This is a genomic window from Pseudoroseicyclus sp. CXY001, assembly GCF_041714655.1.
Lineage (GTDB): Bacteria > Pseudomonadota > Alphaproteobacteria > Rhodobacterales > Rhodobacteraceae > Pseudoroseicyclus_A.
On record NZ_CP168219.1, the window covers coordinates 3,008,693 to 3,029,803 of the forward strand.

Genomic DNA, 21,111 nt, shown 5'->3' on the forward strand with positions numbered 1-21,111 from the left:
CGGACAGGCGCCGCGGGCGCCTTCATGCCGATTTGTTATGTTGAGGCGCCACAAAATAATGTCGTGGCGGGGCTGAGCCGATATGGTGGGCTCGTCCGGGGGGAGAGTCATGGACCATCGACAGGTCGACACGCACAGCTTGATGCCAGCCAGCGCCTTTGCGGCCCGCGTTGCGGGCGCGCCCGACGCGCGCCTGGCGGAGCTGGTGTCCTCGCTCGTCGCCCATCTCTCCCACATGGCGCAGGAGCATCAACTCGGCCGTGACGATCTGCGGCGCGTCATCGGGTTTCTCTCCGAAGTCGGCGATGCCTGCTCCGACCAGCGGCAGGAATGGGTGCTGCTCGCCGATGCGCTGGGGCTCACGAGCACGGTCGAGCGGCTGGCCTCGCGGCGCCCCGAGGGCGCCACGCCGAACACGCTCATCGGCCCCTTCTACCGCAAGGGCGCCCCGCCCCGCGCCGACGGCGAGAGCATCTCGCTCGACGGCGCCGGCGCGCCCCTCGATTTCACCGCCCGCGTCACGGGCACGGATGGCGCGCCCGTCTCCGGCGCCATCGTCGAGATCTGGCATGCCAATGGCGAGGGGCTCTACGAGAACCAGTCCCCCGACTCGCAGCCCGAGCACAATCTGCGCGGCATCTACCGCACCGGGGCCGACGGGGTGGCGCGGATCCGCACCATCCGCCCCAAGGGCTACCGCATCCCCGATGACGGGCCGGTCGGCTGGCTGCTGGCGCGGCTGGGGCTCAGCCCCGAGCGCCCGGCGCATCTGCATTTCCGCATCTCGGCGCCCGGCTACCAGGTGCTGACGACGCATCTCTTCGACGGCAGCGACCCGGCCATCGGCGCCGACCCGCTTTTCGCCGAACATCCGGCCCTCATGGCCGAGATGATCCCCGATCCGGAGGGCGGCTTTGCCGCATCCTTCACTTTCGTCCTTGCCGGGGCTACGCCCCAGCCGGGACAGCCCAACCCCCCAGGAGGAGAATCCATATGAAAATCAACGGGTATCACCACCTCACCATGAGCACCGACGGTGCCCAGGAGGATTACGACTTCTTCACGAAGGACCTCGGTCTGTATTCGGTGAAGCGTACGGTGCTGTTCGACGGCGTGCTGCCGGTCTACCACCTCTACTACGGCTCGAAGAACGGCGATGAATCGACGATCATCACCACCTTCCCGTTCCGCAAGCCGGGCGTCTACGGCCGCCGCGGCACCAACCAGTCGAAGGTCGTGCAGCAGGCGATCCCCGTCGGCGCCGCCGATTTCTGGATCAACCGGCTGAACGAGCGCGGCCACAAGGCCGTCAAGACCAACCGCTTCGGCCTCGACCGCGTCGAGTTCGCGCATCCGTCGGGCATCGAGCTGCAGCTCGTCGAGAACCCCGAGGACCCGCGCAATCCGATCGTCAACGAAGAGATGGGCATCGGTGCCGAACATGCCATTAAGGGCATCTACGGCGGCGTCGTCGCCGTGACGGACCGCAACGCCATGGACGATTTCATGACCATCGCGCTGCCGCTCGAGAAGATGGCCGATGACGAGAACGGCATGGCCTACAAGGTGCCGACCAACAACGGCATGTCCTCCGTCGTCGAGATCACCGAGATCAAGGATCAGGCGCAGGGCACCTGGACGCTCTCCGGCGGCACGATCCACCACTTCGCGCTCAACACGGGCGACGAGGACAGCCAGCTGAAGCTGCGCGCCCATATCGAGGGCCTCGGCTTCACCGACATCTCGGAGCAGAAGGACCGCAACTACTTCAAGTCCTGCTACGTCCGCTCCCCGGGCGGCGCGCTCTTCGAACTGGCCTGGACCACTGCCGAAGGCTGGGCGAAGGACGAACCGGCCGACGCCATCGGCCAGACGCTCGTCTTCCCGCCGTGGTTCGAGGACCGCAAGGAAGAGCTCATCGCCGGGCTCGAGCCCGCCAGCTTCCAGGACGCCTGAGGAGCAACGCGTGCCGCAAGTCCAGACTTACGGCACGCCCGTCAGGGAGGCGCAGGCGATCTGCGTCTTCCTGCACGGGCGGGGCCAGGATCCCGAGGCGATGGTCGAGATGGTCTGTTCCCGTCTCGACGCCCCCGGGGTGCATTTCATTCTGCCGAAAAGCCCGCGTCCGGCCTGGTACGACGCCAAGGCCGTCGACCCGATCGCCGGCGACACGGCAGCCCAGCTCGACGAGGCGCTGGAGATCGTCCGCACCGAGGTTGCCCGCGCCCGCGAGATGGCGAACGGCCGGCCGGTGATCGTCGGCGGCTTCAGCCAGGGCGCATGCACCACGACCGAATATCTGCTGCGCGGCGGGGCCGGCGCGGATGCGGCCATCCTGCTGACCGGCTGCCGCGTGGGCGCCGTGCAGGACGACCTGCCGCGGGCGAGCCTTGACGGGCTGCCGATCTATGCCACCGACAGCGACGACGACCCCTGGATCCCGCTCTGGGCCTTCCAGAAGTCGATCCATGATTTCGCCAGGGCCGGCGCCCGGCTGCATATGGATATCGTCCCCGGCCGCGACCACGGCGTCGCCGATTGCGAGATCCGGGCGATCGACGCCATGCTGGCCGACATCGCTGCCGGGCGTCCGCCCTTCGGAGGCAACACGTGACCGGCTTCGTCTTCCCCGGCATCCAGAGCCGCGTCGTCTTCGGCTTCGGCACGCTGGGCAAGGTCGGCGAGGAGGTAGAGCGGCTCGGCCATGAGCGCGCGCTCGTCCTGTCGACGCCGGGCCAGGCGGAGGATGCCGAGGCGCTGGCAAAGCGGCTCGGCGCGCGGGCTGCTGGCACCTTCAGCGAGGCCGCGATGCACACGCCGGTGGAGGTCACCGAGCGCGCCATGGCGGCCTTCGAGAAGAGCGGGGCGGATTGCCTCGTCTCGATCGGCGGCGGCTCGACCATCGGGCTCGGCAAGGCCATCTCCACCCGCACGGGGGCCGACCACGTGGCCGTGCCGACGACCTATGCCGGCTCGGAGATGACCGACATCCTCGGCGAGACGGAGAACGGCGCCAAGACCACGCGCCGCGATGCCTCCATCCGGCCCGAGGTGGTCGTCTACGACGTCGACCTGACGCTCACCCTGCCGGCCGATCTCACGGTGACCTCCGCGCTCAACGCCATCGCCCACGGGGTGGAGGCGCTCTATGCGCCCGATGCCAACCCCGTCCTGTCGCTGATGTCGCTGGAGGCGATGCGCCGCTTCAAGGCCGGCCTGCCGGTGGTCGCCCGCGAGCCGGGCAACCGCGAGGCAAGGGCCCAGGTGCTCGAGGGCGCCTGGTATTGCTCGACGGCGCTCGGCTACATCACCATGGCGCTGCATCACAAGCTCGCCCATGTGCTCGGCGGCAGCTTCGGCACGCCCCATGCCGAAACCCATGCGATCCTCCTGCCCCATACCGCCGGCTTCAATGCCGAGGGCACGGATGCGCTGGACGGCGTCGCGGAGATCTTCGGCTCCGTCGGCGGGGGGCTTTGGGATTTCGCGAAGGATGCCGGCGCGCCGATGCGCCTCGCCGACCTCGGCATGAGCGAGGCCGATCTCGACCGCGCGTCCGAGATCGCGACGCAGAACGCCTATTCCAACCCCCGCCCCTTCGACCGGGAGGACATCCGCAAGCTCCTCCAGGCCGCCTGGGAAGGGCGCCGGCCGGAGTAACCTCCGCCCCCTTCCCCCGCCGGCGCCCCTACGGGAGGAGGGGCGCCGGCGCGTTCTTTCGGCGGGCCAGCTCGCCCGCTCCGCCGGGATCGGTTGCCCTCCACCTCATCCGACAGTCAGACCCGGTGCCGCCCCGCTAGCCCGCCCGTCAGGCCGGGCCCGGACGTTCCGTGCCCGCCGGACGGAACCTCCGCCCCCTCCTTGCCCTTCGTTCCCCATGGACCTCGGCCCCCGGCCGGTCCCATATGTCGCGAACCCGAAGGAGGACCCTCATGCTCGACACCGCCACCGACCTCGCCACCCTCCTCAGCAACAAGGCGCTCCTGAAGACCGACGCCTTCGTCGCCGGCGAATGGCGCCCCGCCGCCTCCGGCAAGCGCTTCGACGTCACCAACCCGGCCCGCGGCGATGTCATCGCCGAGGTCGCGGACCTCACCCGCGCCGAGATCGCCGAGGCCATCGACGCCGCCCATGAAGCCCAGCCCGCCTGGGCCGCGAAGACCGGCAAGGAGCGGGCGAAGATCCTGCACCGCTGGTACGAGCTGATGATGGAGAACCAGGAGGACCTCGCGATCCTCATGACCGCCGAGCAGGGCAAGCCGCTGACCGAAAGCCGCGGCGAGATCGCCTATGGTGCCGGCTTCGTCGAATGGTTCGCCGAGGAGGCGAAGCGCGTCTATGGCGAGATCATCCCCGCCCACCAGCCGAACCTGCGCATCCAGGTGATCCGCCAGCCGATCGGCGTCGCCGCCGGCATCACGCCCTGGAACTTCCCGAACGCCATGATCGCCCGCAAGGTCGCCCCGGCGCTGGCGGCGGGCTGCAGCTTCGTCTCGCGCCCCGCGTCCCTGACGCCCCTCTCCGCCCTTGCCATGGCGGTGCTGGCGGAAGAGGCGGGCGTGCCGCCGGGCGTCTTCTCGGTGGTGCCGACGACCTCCTCCTCCGATGCCGGCAAGGAATTCTGCGAGAATCCCAAGGTCCGCAAACTGACCTTCACCGGCTCGACGGAGGTGGGGCGGACGCTCCTCAAGCAGGCCGCCGACCAGGTGATGAAATGCTCGATGGAGCTCGGCGGCAACGCCCCCTTCATCGTCTTCGACGACGCCGATCTCGACGAGGCCGTGAAGGGCGCCATCGCCTGCAAGTTCCGCAACAACGGCCAGACCTGCGTCTGCGCCAACCGGATCTATGTGCAGGAGGGCGTCTACGATGCCTTCGCCGAAAAGCTCACCGCCGCCGTGAAGGCGCTCAAGGTCGGCGACGGGCTGACGGAGGGCACCGACCTCGGGCCGCTCATCGAGCCGAAGGCGATCGAGAAGGTCGAGGCGCATCTTGCGGATGCCACGTCGCAGGGCGCGACGCTGATGACCGGCGGCAAGCCCCATGCGCTCGGCGGACAGTTCTACGAGCCGACCGTCGTGCGCGATGCGACGCAAGGCATGACGGTCGCCAAGGAAGAGACCTTCGGCCCCTTCGCGCCGCTCTTCCGCTTCACCGACGAAGACCACGTCATCGAGATGGCCAATGACACGATCTTCGGGCTGGCCAGCTACTTCTACGCCAAGGACCTCAGCCGCGTGACCAAGGTGGCGGAGGCGCTGGAATACGGCATCGTCGGCGTGAACACCGGCATCATCTCGACCGAGGTGGCGCCGTTCGGGGGCGTCAAGCAATCCGGCCTCGGCCGCGAGGGCTCGCGGCACGGGATCGAGGATTATCTGGAGATGAAGTACATCTGCCTCGGGGTGTGAGGGGCGGCTTCCGCCTGCCGTTTGCGATGTTCATACCGACGTTTGAGCTTGGCCCCGCCCGGTGCGCGCCGCAGGCGCAGGGCGAGCGCCGGCCCGTCCCGCGGGCTGGCGCTCTCGTGGGGCAGCGCGCCGCTCTGAGCGGGGATGTGGCGGCACCATAAAGCGCGATGCGGCACCGGCAGGAGCGCCACCCCCCGGGCCGGCGCTCGCCCTGCGTGGCAATCGCGGGACGCTCGGCGCGCCCTGATGGGCGAGCTCGCGAGGCGGACGAGGGCCAATCGTCGGGCTGGCTGCGAGGGAGGGAGGGGGGGTCCTGCCCCCACACCCCCGGCGATATTTATGGCCAGATGAAGGGCCAGCGGGACGGCGGGCGGGGCGATTGCCGGAGGCGAGCGCCGACCGCCGCGACGGGCTCCGTCAGATCGTGACGCAGGCCAGGAGCCGCTCGCGGTCGACCTCGCTCCGCGGCTCGTTCAGCTCCACCGCGCCCCGCCTGATGGCCACGAAGCTGTCGGCGAGCTCATAGGCGAAGTCGAAGAACTGTTCCACCAGCACCACCGCCATCTCGCCCTCCTCGCGGAGCTGGCTGATCACCCGGCCGATCTGCTTGATGATGTTGGGCTGGATGCCCTCCGTCGGCTCGTCGAGCAACAGCACCTTCGGCCGCGTGATGAGCGCCCGGGCGATGGCGAGCTGCTGCTGCTGGCCGCCCGAGAGGTCGCCGCCGCGGCGGTTCGCCATCTCCTTCAGGACCGGGAAGAGCTCGTAGATCCGGTTGGGGATGCCGCGCTCGGTGCGGGGCAGGCAGGCGAAGGCCGTCTCCATGTTCTCCGTCACCGTCAGGAGCGGGAAGATCTGGCGGCCCTGCGGCACGAGGCCGATGCCCGCCTGGGCGCAGGTGGTCGCCGAGGCATGGACCAAGGGCACCCCATCCAGAGTGATCGTTCCCCGGTCGTAGGGATAGCGGCCCGAGATCGCCTTCAGGAGCGAGGTCTTGCCGACCCCGTTCATCCCCATCACCGCCGTGACCTGACCGGCCTCGGCCGTGAGGTCGATGTCGTAGAGGATCTGGCTCTGGCCGTATTTCAGCGTCAGGCCGCGTACGTCGAGCATCGCCATATCTACCGCCCCAGATACACGTCGATGACTTCCTGATCGGAGGTCACATGGTCGATGGAGCCCTCGGCGAGCACGCGGCCCTCGTGGAGCACGGTCACCTTGCACTCCAGCCGGCGCACGAATTCCATGTCGTGCTCCACCACGATCACCGCCCGCGTCCGCGCGGCGCGCTTGAGGAGGTCTGTGGTGTGCTCGCGCTCCGCCGGGGTCATCCCCGCCGCCGGCTCGTCGACGAGGAGGAGCCGCGGCTCCTGCGCCAGCAGCATCCCGATCTCCAGCCATTGCTTCTGCCCGTGGGAGAGCTCGCCCGAGACGCGGCCGAGCTCGGCCGTCAGCCCGATCTCGGCGGCCAGCTCACCGATGCGCCCCTCGTCCTCGGGCCGGCGGCCGCGGAGCCAGACGTCGAAGGGCCCGCGCCGGTTCTTCAGGGCGAGTGCGAGGTTCTCCCGCACAGTCTGCGCCTCGAAGACCGTCGGGCGCTGGAACTTGCGGCCGATCCCCTCCTGCGCGATGCGGCTCTCCGACATGCCAAGGAGGTTGCGGCTCATCTCGCCCCAGAGCACGCGGCCCTCGTCGGGCTTCGTCTTGCCGGTGATGATGTCCATCATCGTCGTCTTGCCGGCGCCGTTCGGGCCGATGATCGCCCGCATCTCGGGCTCGCCGATGGAGAGGCTGAGGTTGTTGATGGCGCGGAACCCGTCGAAGGTGACGGAGACGCCGGAGACCTCCAGAAGCGTGCTCATCTGTCCTCCTCCCCCTCTTCGCGCCCTTCGTCACGGCGCCAGGCGCCGGCGTCGGGGCCGTAGTCGCCCGTCCGGTCCTCGACCGGGCGGCGGATCATGACGAGGTCGAAGAGCCCGCCGATCCCCTTGGGGAAGAAGAGCGTCACCGCGACGAAGGCGAAGCCGAGCAGCACGAGCCACCAGTCCGTCCAGAGGATGCGGTAGAAGCCGAGGTCGATGGGCGGCGCGCCGCCGCCGGTGAACCACGAGGAGAGGAGCGACACCGCCGCCGCCCCGATCACGGCGCCGTAGAGCCGCCCCCGCCCGCCGATGGCCACCCAGACGGCGAGGTAGATCGAGGCGATGGGCGCGATTTCCGCCGGGTTGATGATCCCGGCCTGCGGATAATAGATCGCCCCGGCGATGCCGGCGACGATTGCGGTGATGGTGAAGACGAAGAGCTTGTAGCTCTCCACATGGTAGCCGAGGAAGCGCACCCGCGCCTCGTCGTCGCGGATGGCACGGATGACCGAGCCCATCTTGCCCGAGGTGACCCAGGCGAAGAGCACGTAGCCGAGGCCCAGCGCCAGCGCCGAGGCCCAGAAGAAGCGGATCGAGATGACATCCTGCCCGAGCTCCGCGGCGCCGGGGATGTTCTGCAGGCCCGAAAGGCCGTTGTTGCCGCGGAGGCCCGAGTCGTTCTGGAAGAGATAGAGCGACAGCGCCAGCGTCATCGCCTGGGTGAGGATCGACAGGTACACCCCCGTCACCCGGCTGCGGAAGGCGAGCCAGCCGAAGACCAGCGCCAGCAGCCCCGGCACCAGCACGACCGCCAGCAATTGCAGCGGCAGCGAATGCGCGAAGGCCCAGATGGCGGGGAAGTCGGAGGAGCCGACGACGCCGAAGATCTGCGTGCCGATCGCGTCCGTCAGCTCCTGCGGCGTCGGCGGCAGGGGGCGGGCGGCCATGGAGGCGGCGACGATCTCCTCGGTGCGGGCATACATCAGCCACATGCCGATGGCGTAGCCGCCGATGCCGAAGAAGGCGAAATGCCCGAGGCTGAGGATGCCGCAATAGCCCCAGACGACATCCATCGCGATGGCGACGAGGCAGAGGCAGAGAGTCCGCCCGAGGGTCTTCACGAAGGAGGTCGAGAGGGCGCCGGTGCCCGTCGCATCGGCGAGGAGCGTCACGGCGAGCGTGAAGAGCGCGAGGAAGCCAATGAAGATCAGGACGGAAGGGTGCCGGAGGAAGAAGCTACGCTGCATGGAGAGCCTCCGCCTGCGGCCGGGCAGTACCTGCGATTGCCATCTGGAGATCGCCGCTTGGGTGATGCGTCATGCTCAATCCCCCGCCGCGCGGCCCTTGAGGGCGACGATGCCCTTCGGCCGGAACTGGATGAAGAGGATGATGAAGAGGATCATGTAGGTCTGCGCCGCCAGCGTGTTCGAAGGGTTGAACCACTCGATCCCCTTCTGGAGGATGCCGATCAGCCCGGCGCCCGCCAGCGTGCCCCAGACATTCCCCACCCCGCCGACCACGACGGTCATGAAGCTCTGCACGATGTAGTTGGCCCCCATCTCGGAGGTCACCTGCGCATAGAGCCCGATGGCCACCCCGGCGATTCCGGCGATGCCGGAGCCGAGCCCGAAGGTCAGCATGTTGATCCGCCCCGGGTTGATCCCCATCGAGGCCGCCATGCCGGGATTCTGGGTGACGGCGCGCACCTCGAGCCCGATGCGGGTGCGGTTGAGGAGAAGGAGGATCAGCACGAGGAACACCGCCGCCAGCACGAAGATGGCGATGCGGATGTTCGAGATGGCGATGATGTCGTTGATCGAGAACTCGCCGCCGAGCCAGGCCGGGCTTGTCAGCGGCCGCGCCTGGGTGCCGAAGATGTTCTTGGCGATCTGTTGCAGCGCGATCGAGATGCCGAAGGTGGCGAGGAGAGTCTCCAGCGGGCGGTGGTAGAGCCAGCGGATCACCAGCCGCTCCATCAGCACGCCGGCGCCGAAGGTCACGGCGAAGGCCAAGGGCAGGGCGATGACGAGGCTGAGCGTGTAGTCGGGCACGATCTGCTGGACGACATAGCCCGTATAGGCGCCCATCATGATGAACTCGCCATGCGCCATGTTGATGACCCCCATCACGCCGAAGGTGATGGCGAGCCCGATGGCGGCGAGGAAGTAGATCGAGGCGAGCGACAGGGCGTCGAGCGCGATGTCGATGAACTGGTAGGCCGCGACGCGGAACTCGATGGCGGCAAGCGCGGCGCGGGCGGCGTCGGTCACCTCCTCGTCGGGCTCGTCATAGGCGGCGTAGAAGACATGGGCATCGAGCGCCGCGTCGACCTCCTCCTCCGCCACGAAGGGCGGCACGGTGCCGGTCTCGGCCAGCGCCTCGTAGGCGCGGATGCGCTCGTCCGGGTCGCCGAGGGTGGCGACGGGCAGGCCGCCGACCATGCCGTCCGCGATATTGGCCTCGAGCGCCCGGGCGATGTCGGCATCCGAGACGCGGGGCGGCGCGAGGCCCTCGGCCACCAGCACGGCATAGGCCTCCTCGCGGGTGAGGTCGCGCTCGCGGGCGATGTTCTCGCCCTCGGGCAGCGTCTCGGCCACCTCGTCGGAGGTGGTGAGGATCTGGCTGAGCGCGCCCCGCACGTCGAGCGTGGTGTCCCCGGCGAAACTCTCGATGGCGGCGATGCGCGCTTCGGTGTTCTCGCCGAAACGCGCCGTGAGGATGGCGGCCAGCCGCTCCTTGCGGGTGCGGATGGCGGGGCTCGGCTCCTCCTCGATGGAGCCGAGGAGCGGCTCCAGATGCTCCGGCTCGGGCGAGCGGGCGATGGCATCGAGCGCGGCGTTGCGCCGGGCGGCGTCGGGATCGGAGAGCTGGAACTGCACGAGCGCGGAGTTTATGACCCCGCGCACCCCGGCGTTCACCCTTATGTTGTTCATCTCGCGGCTGGTCGAGCTGCCGACCGGCTCGCCGGTGTCTATGTCGATCAGCGTGAGGCCGTCGTCGCTCTCTTCGGCATAGAAGAACAGCCCGTCCTCCGGGCGCTGCCAGAGCTCGCGGGCGGCGTATCTTTCAAGGAATTCCGTCACTTGCGGCAGGCCGCTGTCCACCACCGGCGCCAGAGCCTCGGCGATGGTGCGCCGCGAGGGGTCGCCGATCTCTTCGGCATTCTCCTGCAGAAGCGACTGCAGATCCTGCGCGGCGGCGGCGAGGCCGGTCAGGCAGAGGAGGCAGGCGAGAAGGATTGCGCGCATGAATTGGCCGCCCCCGGGATCTTCGCATTCGGGAAAGGGGGGGCGCGGCAGCCGCGCCCCCCCGTGATCCGGTGAGGGATCAGTAGTTCGAGGTGAGCTGCACGCAGGTCTCGGTCTCGGTGTTGTACATGCCGCATCCGAGGTCTTTCCAATCCGATTCCAGCACGGCGGATTCGGGCAGGAAGTCCGTCCAGGCATCGCCCGGGACTTCGGAGGTCTGCGAGATGATGTCGAACTGGCCGTCGGCCCGGATCTCGCCGATCAGCACCGGCTTGGAGAGGTGATGGTTCACGCCCATCACCGCCATGCCACCGGTGAGGTTCGGGAACTCCTGGCCCCACATCGCTTCGCGCACGGCGTCGACATCGGTGGTGCCGGCCTCGGTGACCGCGTTCACCCACATGTTGAAGCCGATGTAATGGGCTTCCATCGGGTCGTTGGTGACGCGGGCCTCGTCGCCGATGAATTCGTGCCAAGCGGCGATGAATTCCTCGTTCTCAGGCGTGTCGGCGGACATGAAGTAGTTCCAGGCGGCGAGGTGGCCGACCAGCTCGGAGGTGTCGAAGCCCGAAAGCTCTTCCTCACCCACGGAGAAGGCCACGACCGGGATGTCCTCGGCCGAGACGCCCTGCGCGGCCAGTTCCTTGTAGAAGCCGACGTTGGCATCGCCGTTGATCGTCGAGATCACGCCGACCTGGCTGCCGTCGGACGAGAGCTCGACCACGTCGGAGACGATGGTCGACCAGTCGGACTGGCCGAAGGGCGTGTAGTTGACGAAAATGTTCTCTTCCGGAATGCCCGCGTCGATCAGGTACTGGTGGAGAATGTTGTTCGTGGTGCGCGGGTAGACGTAGTCGGTGCCGAGAAGGGCGAACTTCTCGACGCCCAGCTCCTCGAGGAAATAGTCCACCGCCGGGATCGCCTGCTGGTTCGGCGCGGCGCCGGTGTAGAACACGTTGCGCGAGCTTTCCTCGCCCTCGTACTGCACCGGGTAGAACAGAAGGCCGTTCAGCTCCTCGATGACCGGCAGCACGGACTTCCGGCTGACGGAGGTCCAGTTGCCGAAGATCACGTCGACCTCGTGGACGGTCAGCAGCTCGCGGGCCTTCTCGGCGAAGAGCGGCCAGTCGGAGGCCGGGTCGACGACGACGGCCTCGAGCTCGCAGCCCAGAAGCCCGCCGGCCGCGTTCTGCTGCTCGACGAGCATCAGCATCGTGTCCTTCAGCGTCGTCTCGGAAATGGCCATCGTGCCGGACAGAGAGTGCAGGACGCCGACCTTGATCGGGCAGGACACGTCCTGCGCGGAGGCGGTGCCGGCCACCAGCGCAGAGACCGCAACCGCGGCATATTTCAACATCTTCATACTGGGCTTCCCCCGTTGATCGGCCGTCCCAGAGCGGGCCAGCCTGTTGTTTTTCTGCTGTCCGGCCGGCTCGGGGCCTCCTCCCCCTGTATCCGGGAGACCCGCCCGGAGCCTCTCGCGGGCTCCCGCCCGGCCAGGGCGCCATCGGATGTTTCCCCCGGGTCCGGACCCGCGCAACGCTGCGTCACGGCCTGAGGCGCCCATGGCGGACGCTGCAGCGCAGAAATTGTGCGGAAGCGGCCGCCGCGCCCGAAAATGCGGCGGAGGAGGAAGGGAATCGGCGGTCGGGAAGCGGCGGCGCAGGGACCCGCCGCCCGGCGTAGGGTGGGTTTGCAACCCACCGGTGGCGCGACGATGGTGCGACGCCCCCGCCCGGTACGCGCCGCAGGCGCAGGGCGAGCGCCGGCCCGTCCCGCGGGTCGGCGCTCCGGTGGGGCCGGGCGCAGCCAGTGAGCAGGGAGGTGGCGGCACCATAAAGCGCGCCGTTCAGCCGGCAGGAGCGCCAACCCACGGGCCGGCGCTCGCCCTGCGCGGCACCGTTGGGGTGGGAAGGAAGGGGAGTGGTGGGTTACAAACCCACCCTACGCTACACCGCTCTAGGCCCCTCCCCAAGCGGCACCTCCAACCGCTTTCATCCCCCTGTCACCGGCCCGTCACCCGCCTGTTACGGCAGCGCGCCATCCCCCGAGCGCCCGACAGGAAGGAACAGGCACATGACGCTCAAGACAGGGACGACGTCCCTTCTCGCCCTGGCCGCCGCGCTCGCCGCCGGCGCCGCCTCGGCCCAGGACATGCATTTCAACCGCATCGCCAGCTTCGCCACCACCGGCAACAGCCCCGATGCCGAAGAGACCTCCGCCGAGATCATCGCCGCCACGGCCGACGGCATGACGCTCATCTATACCGACAGCCCCGCCGGCGTCGTCGGGCTGATCGACATCACCGATCCCGCCGCCCCGGCCCCCCTCGGCGAGATCGCGATGGACGGCGGCGAGCCCACCTCCGTCGCCGTCTACGGCAGCACCGCCTATGTCGGCGTCAACACGTCCGAGAGCTACACCGCGCCCTCCGGCTTCCTTGTGGCGCTCGATATCGCCACCCAGGAAGAGCTCGGCCGCTGCGATCTCGGCGGCCAGCCGGATTCCGTCGCCATCGCCAAGGATGACAGCTTCGTCACCGTGGCCATCGAGAACGAGCGCGACGAGGATCTCGGCGACGGCCGCGTCGGCCAGATGCCGGGCGGCTTCCTCGCCATCGTGCCGCTGGCCGAAGGCGCGCTCGACTGCGCCGGGCTCATCCAGGCCGACGTCACCGGCCTCTCCGACATCGCCCCCGAGGACCCGGAGCCCGAATTCGTCGACGTGAACGGCCTCGGCGAGATCGTCCTGACGATGCAGGAGAATAACTGGCTCGTGGTCCTTTCCGCCACCGGCGAGGTGCTCGGCTCCTTCTCCGCCGGCACGGTGGATCTCGACGGCGTCGATGCCACCGAGGACGACGCGCTCGCCTTCACCGAGAGCCTGACGGCCATCCCCCGCGAGCCGGACGCGGTGAACTGGATCGATGACGATCACTTCGCCATCGCCAACGAGGGCGACATGGACGGCGGCTCGCGCGGCTGGTCGATCTTCGCCAAGGACGGCACGCTGGTCTACGACAGCGGCACCAGCTTCGAACATGCGCTGATCGAGATCGGCCACTACCCGGAGGGCCGCTCCGAGAACAAGGGCGTGGAGCCGGAATCGATCGAGTTCGGCACCTTCGGCGAGACGCCCTTCGTCTTCGTCGGCTCCGAGCGCGGCTCGGTCGTCGGCGTCTATGACGTGACCGACCCGGCGGCGCCGGTGCTCACCCAGCTCCTGCCCTCCGGCATCGGGCCGGAAGGCTATGTGGTGATCCCCGAGCGGAACCTCCTCGTCTCGGCCAACGAGACCGACCTCGGCCCGGACGGCGGCATCCGCGCCCATGTGATGATCTACGAATATCAGGAGGCGCCGGCCGCCTATCCGATGCTCACCTCCGCCGGGGCGGAGAGCCTGATCGGCTGGGGCGCGATCTCCGGCATGGTGGCGGACGGCTCCACCATCTACGCGGTGAACGACAGCTTCTACGCCGGCTCGCCGACCATCTACACGATCGACACGACGACGACCCCGGCCACCATCACGGATGCGCTGCCGATCGCCTTCGGCGAGACGCGGCTCGACCTAGAGGGCATCACGCTCGACGGCGAGGGCGGCTTCTGGGTAGCCTCCGAAGGCAAGCTGGAAGAGGGCTTCTACAACGCCTTCTACCACATCTCCGCCGAGGGCGAGATCCTCGAGGAGGTGCGCCTGCCCGAAGAGCTGGAAGCGGTTCAGACCAATTCCGGCTTTGAGGGCGTGACGCTGATCGACGGCGTGCTCTGGGGCGCGCAGCAGCGGCCCTGGTCCGACGATGCCGAGAACAGTGTGAAGCTCCTCGCCTATGACACCGCCACCGGCGAATGGGGCGCGGTCGCCTATCCGCTCGACGTGCCGGCGACCGGCTGGATCGGCCTTTCCGAGATCGTCGCCCACGGCGATCACGTCTACCTCATCGAGCGCGACAACCAGATCGGCGCCAATGTCGGCGTGAAGCAGGTCACCCGCGTGCCGCTCGCCGAAATGGTGCCGGTGGCGCTCGGCGGCGACTACCCGGTGGTGACGAAGGAGGTGGTCTACGACATCGCCCCCGACCTTCTGCAACTGAACGGCTATGCCCAGGACAAGGTCGAGGGCCTCGCCTTCACCGAGGACGGGATGATGTGGATCTCCACCGACAACGACGGGGTGGACGACCATTCGGGCGAGACGCTCTTCTGGTCGGTCGAACTGCCGATGTAATCCGCCCCTAAAAGGCACCGGCGCGGGCGGGGGCGAGAGCTTCCGCCCGTTTGCTTTGGGGGCGCCCCCAAACGGCCGCACTGGCGGGCCGCGCTTAAGGATCAGCCGTTCAGGGCCAGCCGGCCGAGCACCGCCGGTTCGCCGGCCACCTCTTCCCAGAGCGACATCCAGTCCCGCACGCGGGCCAGCGACATCGGCTTGCCGAGGTGGTAGCCCTGCCCCTGATGAACGCCGAGCGTGCGCAGCGCCTCGCGCTCCTCATCAGTCTCGATGCCCTCGGCGACGATTCTGGCGCCGATGTCGCGGGCGAAGTACATCATGCCCATCACCAGCGCCTGCTTGGCGGAATTGCTGTCGATGCCGCGCACCAGCTCGATGTCGAGCTTGATGACGTCGGGCCGCAGCCGAAGAAGCTGCGTCAGGCCCGAATGGCCGGCGCCCACGTCATCGGCCGCGACCCGCGCCCCGAGCTGGCGGAGCCGGTCGAGCTCCTGCGAGACCCTGTCGAAATTCTCCACGATGGCATGTTCGGTCAACTCGATGGTGATGCGCGACGGGTCGGAGGCGGCGGCGAGCCCGGCGAGAATGCCGGAGGCCACGGTCCCCGGCGACGCATTGACGGAGATCGAGGTGCCCTCCGGCAGCTCCGGCAGCAGCGACAGCGCCTTGGAGACGACATAGGCCTCCAGCTCGATCTGCCGGCCGATGGCGAGCGCATCGGCGAACCACTGGTCGGGCGAGCGATAGGGCTCGCCGGTGAAGCGGCTCAGCGCCTCGAAGCCCGAGATGCGCCGGGTCGACAGGTCGACGATCGGCTGCAGCACGATCTCGACGCCCTCGGGCCCCATCGCCTCGTCGAGCCGCTGCGACATCCGCGCCCGCTCGCTTCGGCGGCGCAGCGTGGCGTCGAGCTCGCGCGTGGCGATGGCCGCGAAGGTTTCCATGACATCGAGGTCACGGGTGTTCAGCGTCGGGTTCGGCTGGGGGCTGAGGCAGCAGAACATGCCGTAGACGCTGCCGTCGGCGCGATAGACCGGCACGGAGACATGGCTGCCGATCGGCACCTGCTGGGTGATCGGGATCTCGAGCGCCAGCGGATGGTCCGCCGTGTCGCTGATGAGCCGCGGCAGCCGCCCGGCAAGGATGTGCTGGCAATAGACCTCATCGAGCCCGACACTGTCCTCCGCCTTGATCAGCGCCTCCATCCCCGGGGCGCTGACGGCACGAAAGACGGAGCGGTCGCCCACGAATTCAGACAGATAGGCGACATCCATGCCAAGATGGGTGCGGACGGTTTCGAGAGCGATGTCGAGGATGTCCTTGTCCGTCTGTTCCGCTCCCTGGAGAGAGGAATCGAGCGTCAGGGGCAATCCGGTAAAGTTCATTCAGGCCACCCCATTGCGGCGGAGGGTCTGGGACGGCGGTCCGGGGGGCGGGAGCAGGCGGGACTACGCTGTCTCATTGCGGGGGTCTTTCCAGTTCCATGCAGGTCGACTCCGCCGAGCCGGAGCGTCAGATCGACGTCACACATCCTCTAAGGCCCGAGAAAGGCACGATTAAGGCGAACTGACCAAGGTTTTCTTTGCCCCGCGGCGATTGACCAAAGGTCACCTGGCATCTCGGGCCGGCTCGCCCCCAGGTTGCGGGCTGCCGGGCGGCATTCTCCTCGCCCTCTCGGGGCCCTGCGCCGGGCGCCCGCCCTCGCCGGCGCGCCGCGCCACGGCGCTTGATCCCGCCGCGGGGGGAGCGTAGCCCGGGGCATGTCCAGCCCCGCCGCGCGCCTCGACCGCCCCGCCCTCGGCATCGCCCTCATCCTGCTCGCGACGGCGGCGATCTCGATCAACGACATGCTGATCAAGGCGCTGTCCGGCGGCTATCCGCTGCACCAGATGGTCTTCGTCCGCTCGATCCTCGGGCTCTGCTTCACCGGGCCGCTCCTCATGATGGAGGGCGGTCTTCGCGCGCTCCGCACGGACCGGCCGGCGCTGCATCTGCTCCGCGGCTTCTGCCTCGTCATCTCCAACATGGCCTTCTTCGCCGCCCTCGCGGCCCTGCCGCTGGCGGAGGCGACGGCGCTCTTCTTCGTGGCGCCGCTCTTCATCACGCTCCTGTCCATCCCCGTCCTCGGCGAGAAGGTGGGGCCGCTGCGGCTCGGCGCCGTCATCGTCGGCTTTCTCGGCGTCCTCCTGATGCAGCGCCCCTGGGCCGGGGGCGAGGAGCTGGCGGCCTCGCGGCTGATCCTCGCCCTGCCCGTCCTCGCGGCCTTCACCTATGCCTCGACGATGGTTCTGACCCGGCGGCTCGGCGGCGACATGCCGCCCGCGGGGCTCGCGATCTACACGCAGGGCGTCTTCCTCGTCGTGGCCCTGGCCTTCTTCCTGGTGGCGGGGGACGGCCGCTTCGCAGAAGGGGTGCAGAACGAGAGCCTCGTCTTCCTCCTGCGCGCCTGGACCTGGCCGGAGGGGCGGGACCTCTGGCTCTTCCTCGGCCTCGGGCTCTGCTCGGGCCTCGTCGCCTACAGCCTCGCCGCCGCCTATCGCGCCGCCGATGCCGCCACGATCGCCCCCTTCGAATATGCCGGCCTGCCGCTGGCGCTCTTCTGGGGCTGGACGATCTTCGGCAGCCTGCCGGGCCCGGTGACCTGGGCCGGGATGGCGCTGATCCTCGGCTCGGGGCTCTTCGTCTACCTCCGCGAGCGGCGCCGTGGGCGGGAGGTAGCCACACGCCGGCCGGTGCGGCGGGTCTGAGCACCGGCGCGCCCGCAATTGCCCGCGGCCGCAATTTCTTTTGCCCTCGCGCCAAGGATTGACGCGCGGCCCGCGTCTACCCAAGCGTGATGCTGATGGAACCGAGCGACGAGACCCTGGCCCGGGCGGCGTCTGCGGGCGATGGCGCGGCCTTCGCCGCGCTGCTCGCCCGTCATTACGACAGGCTCTTCGCCCTCGCCTTCCGCCTCACAGGCGCGCGGGCGGAGGCGGAGGACCTGACGCAGGACATCTGCGCCGCCCTGCCCGCCAAGCTCGCCCGCTTCCGCGGCGAGGCGCGGGTGTCGACCTGGCTCTACCGGGTCGCCGTCAACGCCGCCCATGACCGCCGCCGCCGGCAGGCCACGCGGGTGAAGGCGGCCGAGGGCTGGGGCGACTGGGAGGTCTCGCGCCAGGCGGCGATGGAGGAAGATGCCCTGCGCGGCGACTGGCTGACCCATGCCATGCGCCGCCTGCCGGACGATTTGCGCGACACGCTGGCGCTGGTGCTCGACGAGGCCACCCATGCCGAGGCGGCGGAGGTGCTGGGCGTCAGCGAGGGCACGATCTCGTGGCGGGTCAGCGAAGCGAAGAAGCGGCTCCGCGCGATGAGGAAAGAGGAGGAGGACGCATGACCTCCAAGGACGACGACGACGATCTGTTCGACCTCGACGCGCTCCGTGCCGCGATGAAGGGCGCCACCCCGGCGCCCGACCCGGCGAAGCGCGATGCCGACCTGCGGCTCGCCCAGGAAAATTTCGCCGTGCTCCAAGGATCGCGCCCCGATGCCCGTCTCACCTCAGACCGCGAGCCCCGCGGCCTATTGAGAGGAATGAGACAGATGCTGAACACATTGACCGGCCGCACCGGCCTTGGCCTCACCACCGCGCTCGTTGCCTGCGGGATCTTCATCCTCAGCCCCATGGGCGAGGACCTGATGCAGCGCGCGCCCGGGCTCGGCCCGCAGGAACCTGCGCCCGGGCCGGTATCCCAGCCCGACCAGATGCCCGAGCCCATGGCCGACTCCCTCCCCGCGCCCGAGGCCGAGATGCAGGCCGCACCGCGCGCCGAAGAGACGCTGCCCCTCTCCGGCCCGGATGACAGGCTCCGCACCGGCCCCGCCGACGGCACGGTGGTCCTCGGCGAAATGGCTGAGATGGCCGAGGAGGCCCCCGCCTTCGTCGAGAGCGGCGACCTCAACGCCCCGGCGCCTCTCCAGCGCCTCGCCGCCCCGACCCCCTCCGCCGGCATCGCGCCGGGCGGCGAGGCCGGCTACATCGCCGCGGAGCCGCCGCTCGTCCTGCCCGGGCCCGACACCGAGACCTTCGCCAATGCCGAGGACAATCCCCTGCGCATCGCGGCGGAGGAGCCGGTCTCGACCTTCTCCATCGATGTCGACACCGCGTCGTGGTCGGTCATCCGCTCCTCGATCCTCGGCGGCTACCTGCCCCCGGCGGAGGCTGTGCGGATCGAGGAGATGATCAACTACTTCCCCTATGACTACGCGGCGCCGGAGCCGGGCGAGGCGCCCTTCCGCCCGACGATCAGCGTCTTCGAGACGCCGTGGAACGAGGGCACGGAGCTCGTGCACATCGCCCTTCAGGGCGAGATGCCGGCCCTCGCCGACCGGCCGCCGCTCAACCTCGTCTTCCTGATCGACACCTCCGGCTCGATGGCCGATGCCGACAAGCTGCCGCTCCTCAAGCAGAGCTTCCGCCTGATGCTGGCCGAGCTGCGCCCCGAGGATGAGGTGGCCATCGTCGAATATGCGGGCTCGGCGGGCGTGGCCCTGCCGCCCACCGCCGCCGGCGAGCGCTCCACGGTGCTGGCGGCGCTCGACGGCCTCGGCGCCGGCGGCTCGACCAATGGCCAGGGCGGGCTTGAGCAGGCCTATGCGCTGGCCGCCGAGATGGCGGAGGATGGCGAGGTCTCCCGCGTGCTCCTCGCGACGGATGGCGATTTCAACGTCGGCCTCTCCGACCCCTCCGCGCTCGAGGATTACATCGCGGACAAGCGCGAGACCGGCATCTACCTCTCCGTCCTCGGCTTCGGTCGGGGCAATCTCGACGATGCGACGATGCAGGCCCTCGCCCAGAACGGCAACGGCCAGGCCGCCTATATCGACACGCTCTCCGAGGCGCGGAAGGTGCTGGTCGACCAGCTCACCGGCGCGCTCTTCCCCATCGCGGGCGACGTGAAGGTGCAGGTGGAATGGAACCCCGCCGAGGTCGCCGAGTACCGCCTCATCGGCTACGAGACCCGCGCGCTCGCCCGCGAGGATTTCGCCAACGACCGCGTGGATGCAGGCGAGCTCGGCGCCGGCCATAGTGTCACCGCGATCTACGAGGTGACACCGGTCGGCTCCCCCGCCCGCCTGACGGAGGATCTGCGCTACGCCGCCGATTCCCCGCAGGCAGATGCCGCGCACGACGGCGAACTCGGCTTCCTGCGCCTGCGCTGGAAGGAACCGGGCGAGGACGTCTCGCAGCTCATGGAGACGCCCATCGCCCTGCCCGAGGGCGCGGCCCGCCCGGGGACGGAGGCCGCCTTCGCCGCCGCCATCGCCGGCTTCGGCCAGCTCCTGAAGGACAGCCCCTATCTCGGGAGCTGGGGCTATGACGAGGCGATCGCGCTCGCCACCGAGAGCCGGGGCGACGATCCCTTCGGCTACCGCAACGAGGCCCTGCAGCTCATGCGCCTCGCCCAGTCGCTGGCGGACTGACGCCCACCGGAAAACCCAAGGGGGGAGCGGCGCCGGAGGGCCTCGCTCCCCTTCTCGCTTTTCTTCAAATACACGCGGGGGTGTGAGGGCAGCGCCCCCAAGCAGCTCTCCAACCTGGACCACGCAGGCCAGGTCACCTTCCGATCCCTCTCCAACCAGACCGGCTGCCGGAGCGGCGCACCGTCCTCCCCCGGTCTTTGCTCCCAAAAATCCCGGGGGCGTGGGGGCAGCGCCCCCACAAACCTTCCCTCACACCCATGCGCGACACAGGCCGCCCGCTCAGATCCCGATCCGGAAGACCCCCAAAGCGTCGCCGATGCTGTCTTCCTCGTAGCCGAGGTGGGAGAGGAGGAACGCTTCCAGCTTCGCATTGGTGGCGGCCGCCTTCTCGAACTTCGCCTCGCTCGGGTCGGCGTTCAGCGCGTTCAGCTCGTCGATCAATTGCACCAGCAGGTGATGGACGGCCTCATGCTCCTCCGTGAGCCGCTTCACCACGGCGCGGAAGGCGACGGCCTTGTCCGACAGCGCCGGGAAGACATGCGCATCCTCGATGGAGTGATGCATGTGCACCATCTGGCAATGCTGCCCGCAGAGCGCCCCGAAGCGGCGGAGGTTGTGGACCCAGCCGGAGGCGTCGAGCGCCTCCGCGGCCCCGCCCTTCGGCAGCTTGCCGGCCCTCGCGCGCTCCACCGTCTTGCGCAGGATCTGCATGTTCTGCCGCTGGTGATCGTGGATCATGCGCAGATGCTCGCCGGGCTGCTTCTGCGCCTTCGTCACGCCCTCCAGCTTCGGCGCCACGGGGCGGGTCGCCGGGTCGGGCAGGGTGAAATCTTCAGCCATCTTCGGCCTCCTCTCGGTTCGGAGCGCCACGTCCGCCAACAAAACGGATGCAGAGCC

General features: G+C 69.1%; 16 protein-coding genes. 9 read left to right on the plus strand and 7 right to left on the minus strand.

The genetic code is table 11. The features are described 5' to 3' along the window. Nucleotides 1-109: 109 nt before the first annotated feature. The 5 genes from ACAZ03_RS14725 (at nucleotide 110) to ACAZ03_RS14745 (ending at nucleotide 5,411) form a co-directional block, all read left to right on the plus strand. A complete protein-coding gene (locus ACAZ03_RS14725) occupies nucleotides 110-997 on the plus strand; it encodes a dioxygenase (RefSeq protein ID WP_373354766.1) in 888 nt (295 codons plus the stop codon). Next, nucleotides 994-1,956, plus strand: a complete 963-nt coding sequence (locus ACAZ03_RS14730) for a glyoxalase (RefSeq protein ID WP_373354767.1) — start codon at nucleotides 994-996, stop codon at nucleotides 1,954-1,956. Before ACAZ03_RS14725 ends, ACAZ03_RS14730 begins: the two co-directional genes overlap by 4 nt. Before the next feature lie 10 nt (nucleotides 1,957-1,966). Beyond that, nucleotides 1,967-2,614, plus strand: a complete 648-nt coding sequence (locus ACAZ03_RS14735; RefSeq protein ID WP_373354769.1) for an alpha/beta hydrolase — start codon at nucleotides 1,967-1,969, stop codon at nucleotides 2,612-2,614. Beyond that, complete coding sequence (locus ACAZ03_RS14740; protein WP_373354771.1) at nucleotides 2,611-3,660, plus strand: maleylacetate reductase; 1,050 nt, start codon at nucleotides 2,611-2,613, stop codon at nucleotides 3,658-3,660. Before ACAZ03_RS14735 ends, ACAZ03_RS14740 begins: the two co-directional genes overlap by 4 nt. A gap of 272 nt (nucleotides 3,661-3,932) precedes the next feature. After that, a complete protein-coding gene (locus tag ACAZ03_RS14745) occupies nucleotides 3,933-5,411 on the plus strand; it encodes an NAD-dependent succinate-semialdehyde dehydrogenase (protein ID WP_373354773.1) in 1,479 nt (492 codons plus the stop codon). 417 nt (nucleotides 5,412-5,828) lie between these two features. Here ACAZ03_RS14745 and urtE read toward each other — a convergent pair whose 3' ends face one another. From urtE to urtA, 5 genes are all read right to left on the minus strand, one after another. After that, nucleotides 5,829-6,524 (minus strand): urea ABC transporter ATP-binding subunit UrtE, encoded by a 696-nt coding sequence (gene urtE / locus ACAZ03_RS14750; RefSeq protein ID WP_373354775.1) that lies wholly within the window; start codon nucleotides 6,522-6,524, stop codon nucleotides 5,829-5,831. Between the two features lie 8 nt (nucleotides 6,525-6,532). Beyond that, nucleotides 6,533-7,273, minus strand: a complete 741-nt coding sequence (gene urtD, locus ACAZ03_RS14755; RefSeq protein WP_373354776.1) for an urea ABC transporter ATP-binding protein UrtD — start codon at nucleotides 7,271-7,273, stop codon at nucleotides 6,533-6,535. Continuing rightward, the gene (urtC, locus tag ACAZ03_RS14760; protein ID WP_373354777.1) at nucleotides 7,270-8,520 is read right to left on the minus strand and encodes an urea ABC transporter permease subunit UrtC; all 1,251 of its coding nucleotides are present in this window, start codon (nucleotides 8,518-8,520) and stop codon (nucleotides 7,270-7,272) included. The genes urtD and urtC overlap by 4 nt, the downstream gene beginning before the upstream one ends. Nucleotides 8,521-8,595: 75 nt before the next feature. Continuing rightward, nucleotides 8,596-10,521 carry an urea ABC transporter permease subunit UrtB gene (gene urtB / locus ACAZ03_RS14765; protein WP_373354779.1) on the minus strand — a complete coding sequence of 642 codons (1,926 nt, stop codon included), beginning with the start codon at nucleotides 10,519-10,521 and terminating at the stop codon, nucleotides 8,596-8,598. 79 nt (nucleotides 10,522-10,600) lie between these two features. Then, nucleotides 10,601-11,884: an urea ABC transporter substrate-binding protein gene (gene urtA, locus ACAZ03_RS14770; RefSeq protein ID WP_373354781.1), complete on the minus strand. Its 1,284-nt coding sequence runs from the start codon at nucleotides 11,882-11,884 to the stop codon at nucleotides 10,601-10,603. Nucleotides 11,885-12,597: 713 nt separating this feature from the next. Here urtA and ACAZ03_RS14775 point away from each other — a divergent pair. Then, complete coding sequence (locus ACAZ03_RS14775) at nucleotides 12,598-14,748, plus strand: esterase-like activity of phytase family protein (RefSeq protein WP_373354783.1); 2,151 nt, start codon at nucleotides 12,598-12,600, stop codon at nucleotides 14,746-14,748. A gap of 101 nt (nucleotides 14,749-14,849) precedes the next feature. Here the strand turns inward: ACAZ03_RS14775 and ACAZ03_RS14780 are convergent, their stop codons facing one another. Continuing rightward, complete coding sequence (locus tag ACAZ03_RS14780; RefSeq protein ID WP_373354784.1) at nucleotides 14,850-16,133, minus strand: EAL domain-containing protein; 1,284 nt, start codon at nucleotides 16,131-16,133, stop codon at nucleotides 14,850-14,852. A 375-nt stretch (nucleotides 16,134-16,508) separates the two neighbouring features. Here ACAZ03_RS14780 and ACAZ03_RS14785 point away from each other — a divergent pair, with 375 nt between their 5' ends. From ACAZ03_RS14785 to ACAZ03_RS14795, 3 genes are all read left to right on the plus strand, one after another. Next, nucleotides 16,509-17,495, plus strand: a complete 987-nt coding sequence (locus tag ACAZ03_RS14785; RefSeq protein WP_373354786.1) for a DMT family transporter — start codon at nucleotides 16,509-16,511, stop codon at nucleotides 17,493-17,495. A gap of 95 nt (nucleotides 17,496-17,590) precedes the next feature. Further along, nucleotides 17,591-18,127, plus strand: a complete 537-nt coding sequence (locus ACAZ03_RS14790) for an RNA polymerase sigma factor (protein ID WP_373354788.1) — start codon at nucleotides 17,591-17,593, stop codon at nucleotides 18,125-18,127. Continuing rightward, complete coding sequence (locus tag ACAZ03_RS14795; protein WP_373354789.1) at nucleotides 18,124-20,214, plus strand: von Willebrand factor type A domain-containing protein; 2,091 nt, start codon at nucleotides 18,124-18,126, stop codon at nucleotides 20,212-20,214. The genes ACAZ03_RS14790 and ACAZ03_RS14795 overlap by 4 nt, the downstream gene beginning before the upstream one ends. A 279-nt stretch (nucleotides 20,215-20,493) precedes the next feature. Here the strand turns inward: ACAZ03_RS14795 and ACAZ03_RS14800 are convergent, their stop codons facing one another. Further along, nucleotides 20,494-21,054: a hemerythrin domain-containing protein gene (locus ACAZ03_RS14800; RefSeq protein WP_373354791.1), complete on the minus strand. Its 561-nt coding sequence runs from the start codon at nucleotides 21,052-21,054 to the stop codon at nucleotides 20,494-20,496. Nucleotides 21,055-21,111 lie beyond the last annotated feature (57 nt).

Excerpts from the sequence above, each read along its gene's own strand:
- ACAZ03_RS14725 (WP_373354766.1), top strand. The coding sequence starts at position 110 with ATGGACCATCGACAGGTCGACACGCACAGCTTGATGCCAGCCAGCGCC.
- ACAZ03_RS14730 (WP_373354767.1), top strand. The coding sequence starts at position 994 with ATGAAAATCAACGGGTATCACCACCTCACCATGAGCACCGACGGTGCC.
- ACAZ03_RS14745 (WP_373354773.1), top strand. The coding sequence starts at position 3,933 with ATGCTCGACACCGCCACCGACCTCGCCACCCTCCTCAGCAACAAGGCG.
- urtE (WP_373354775.1), bottom strand. The coding sequence starts at position 6,524 with ATGCTCGACGTACGCGGCCTGACGCTGAAATACGGCCAGAGCCAGATC.
- urtD (WP_373354776.1), bottom strand. The coding sequence starts at position 7,273 with ATGAGCACGCTTCTGGAGGTCTCCGGCGTCTCCGTCACCTTCGACGGG.
- urtC (WP_373354777.1), bottom strand. The coding sequence starts at position 8,520 with ATGCAGCGTAGCTTCTTCCTCCGGCACCCTTCCGTCCTGATCTTCATT.
- urtB (WP_373354779.1), bottom strand. The coding sequence starts at position 10,521 with ATGCGCGCAATCCTTCTCGCCTGCCTCCTCTGCCTGACCGGCCTCGCC.
- urtA (WP_373354781.1), bottom strand. The coding sequence starts at position 11,884 with ATGAAGATGTTGAAATATGCCGCGGTTGCGGTCTCTGCGCTGGTGGCC.
- ACAZ03_RS14775 (WP_373354783.1), top strand. The coding sequence starts at position 12,598 with ATGACGCTCAAGACAGGGACGACGTCCCTTCTCGCCCTGGCCGCCGCG.
- ACAZ03_RS14780 (WP_373354784.1), bottom strand. The coding sequence starts at position 16,133 with ATGAACTTTACCGGATTGCCCCTGACGCTCGATTCCTCTCTCCAGGGA.
- ACAZ03_RS14785 (WP_373354786.1), top strand. The coding sequence starts at position 16,509 with ATGTCCAGCCCCGCCGCGCGCCTCGACCGCCCCGCCCTCGGCATCGCC.
- ACAZ03_RS14790 (WP_373354788.1), top strand. The coding sequence starts at position 17,591 with ATGGAACCGAGCGACGAGACCCTGGCCCGGGCGGCGTCTGCGGGCGAT.
- ACAZ03_RS14795 (WP_373354789.1), top strand. The coding sequence starts at position 18,124 with ATGACCTCCAAGGACGACGACGACGATCTGTTCGACCTCGACGCGCTC.
- ACAZ03_RS14800 (WP_373354791.1), bottom strand. The coding sequence starts at position 21,054 with ATGGCTGAAGATTTCACCCTGCCCGACCCGGCGACCCGCCCCGTGGCG.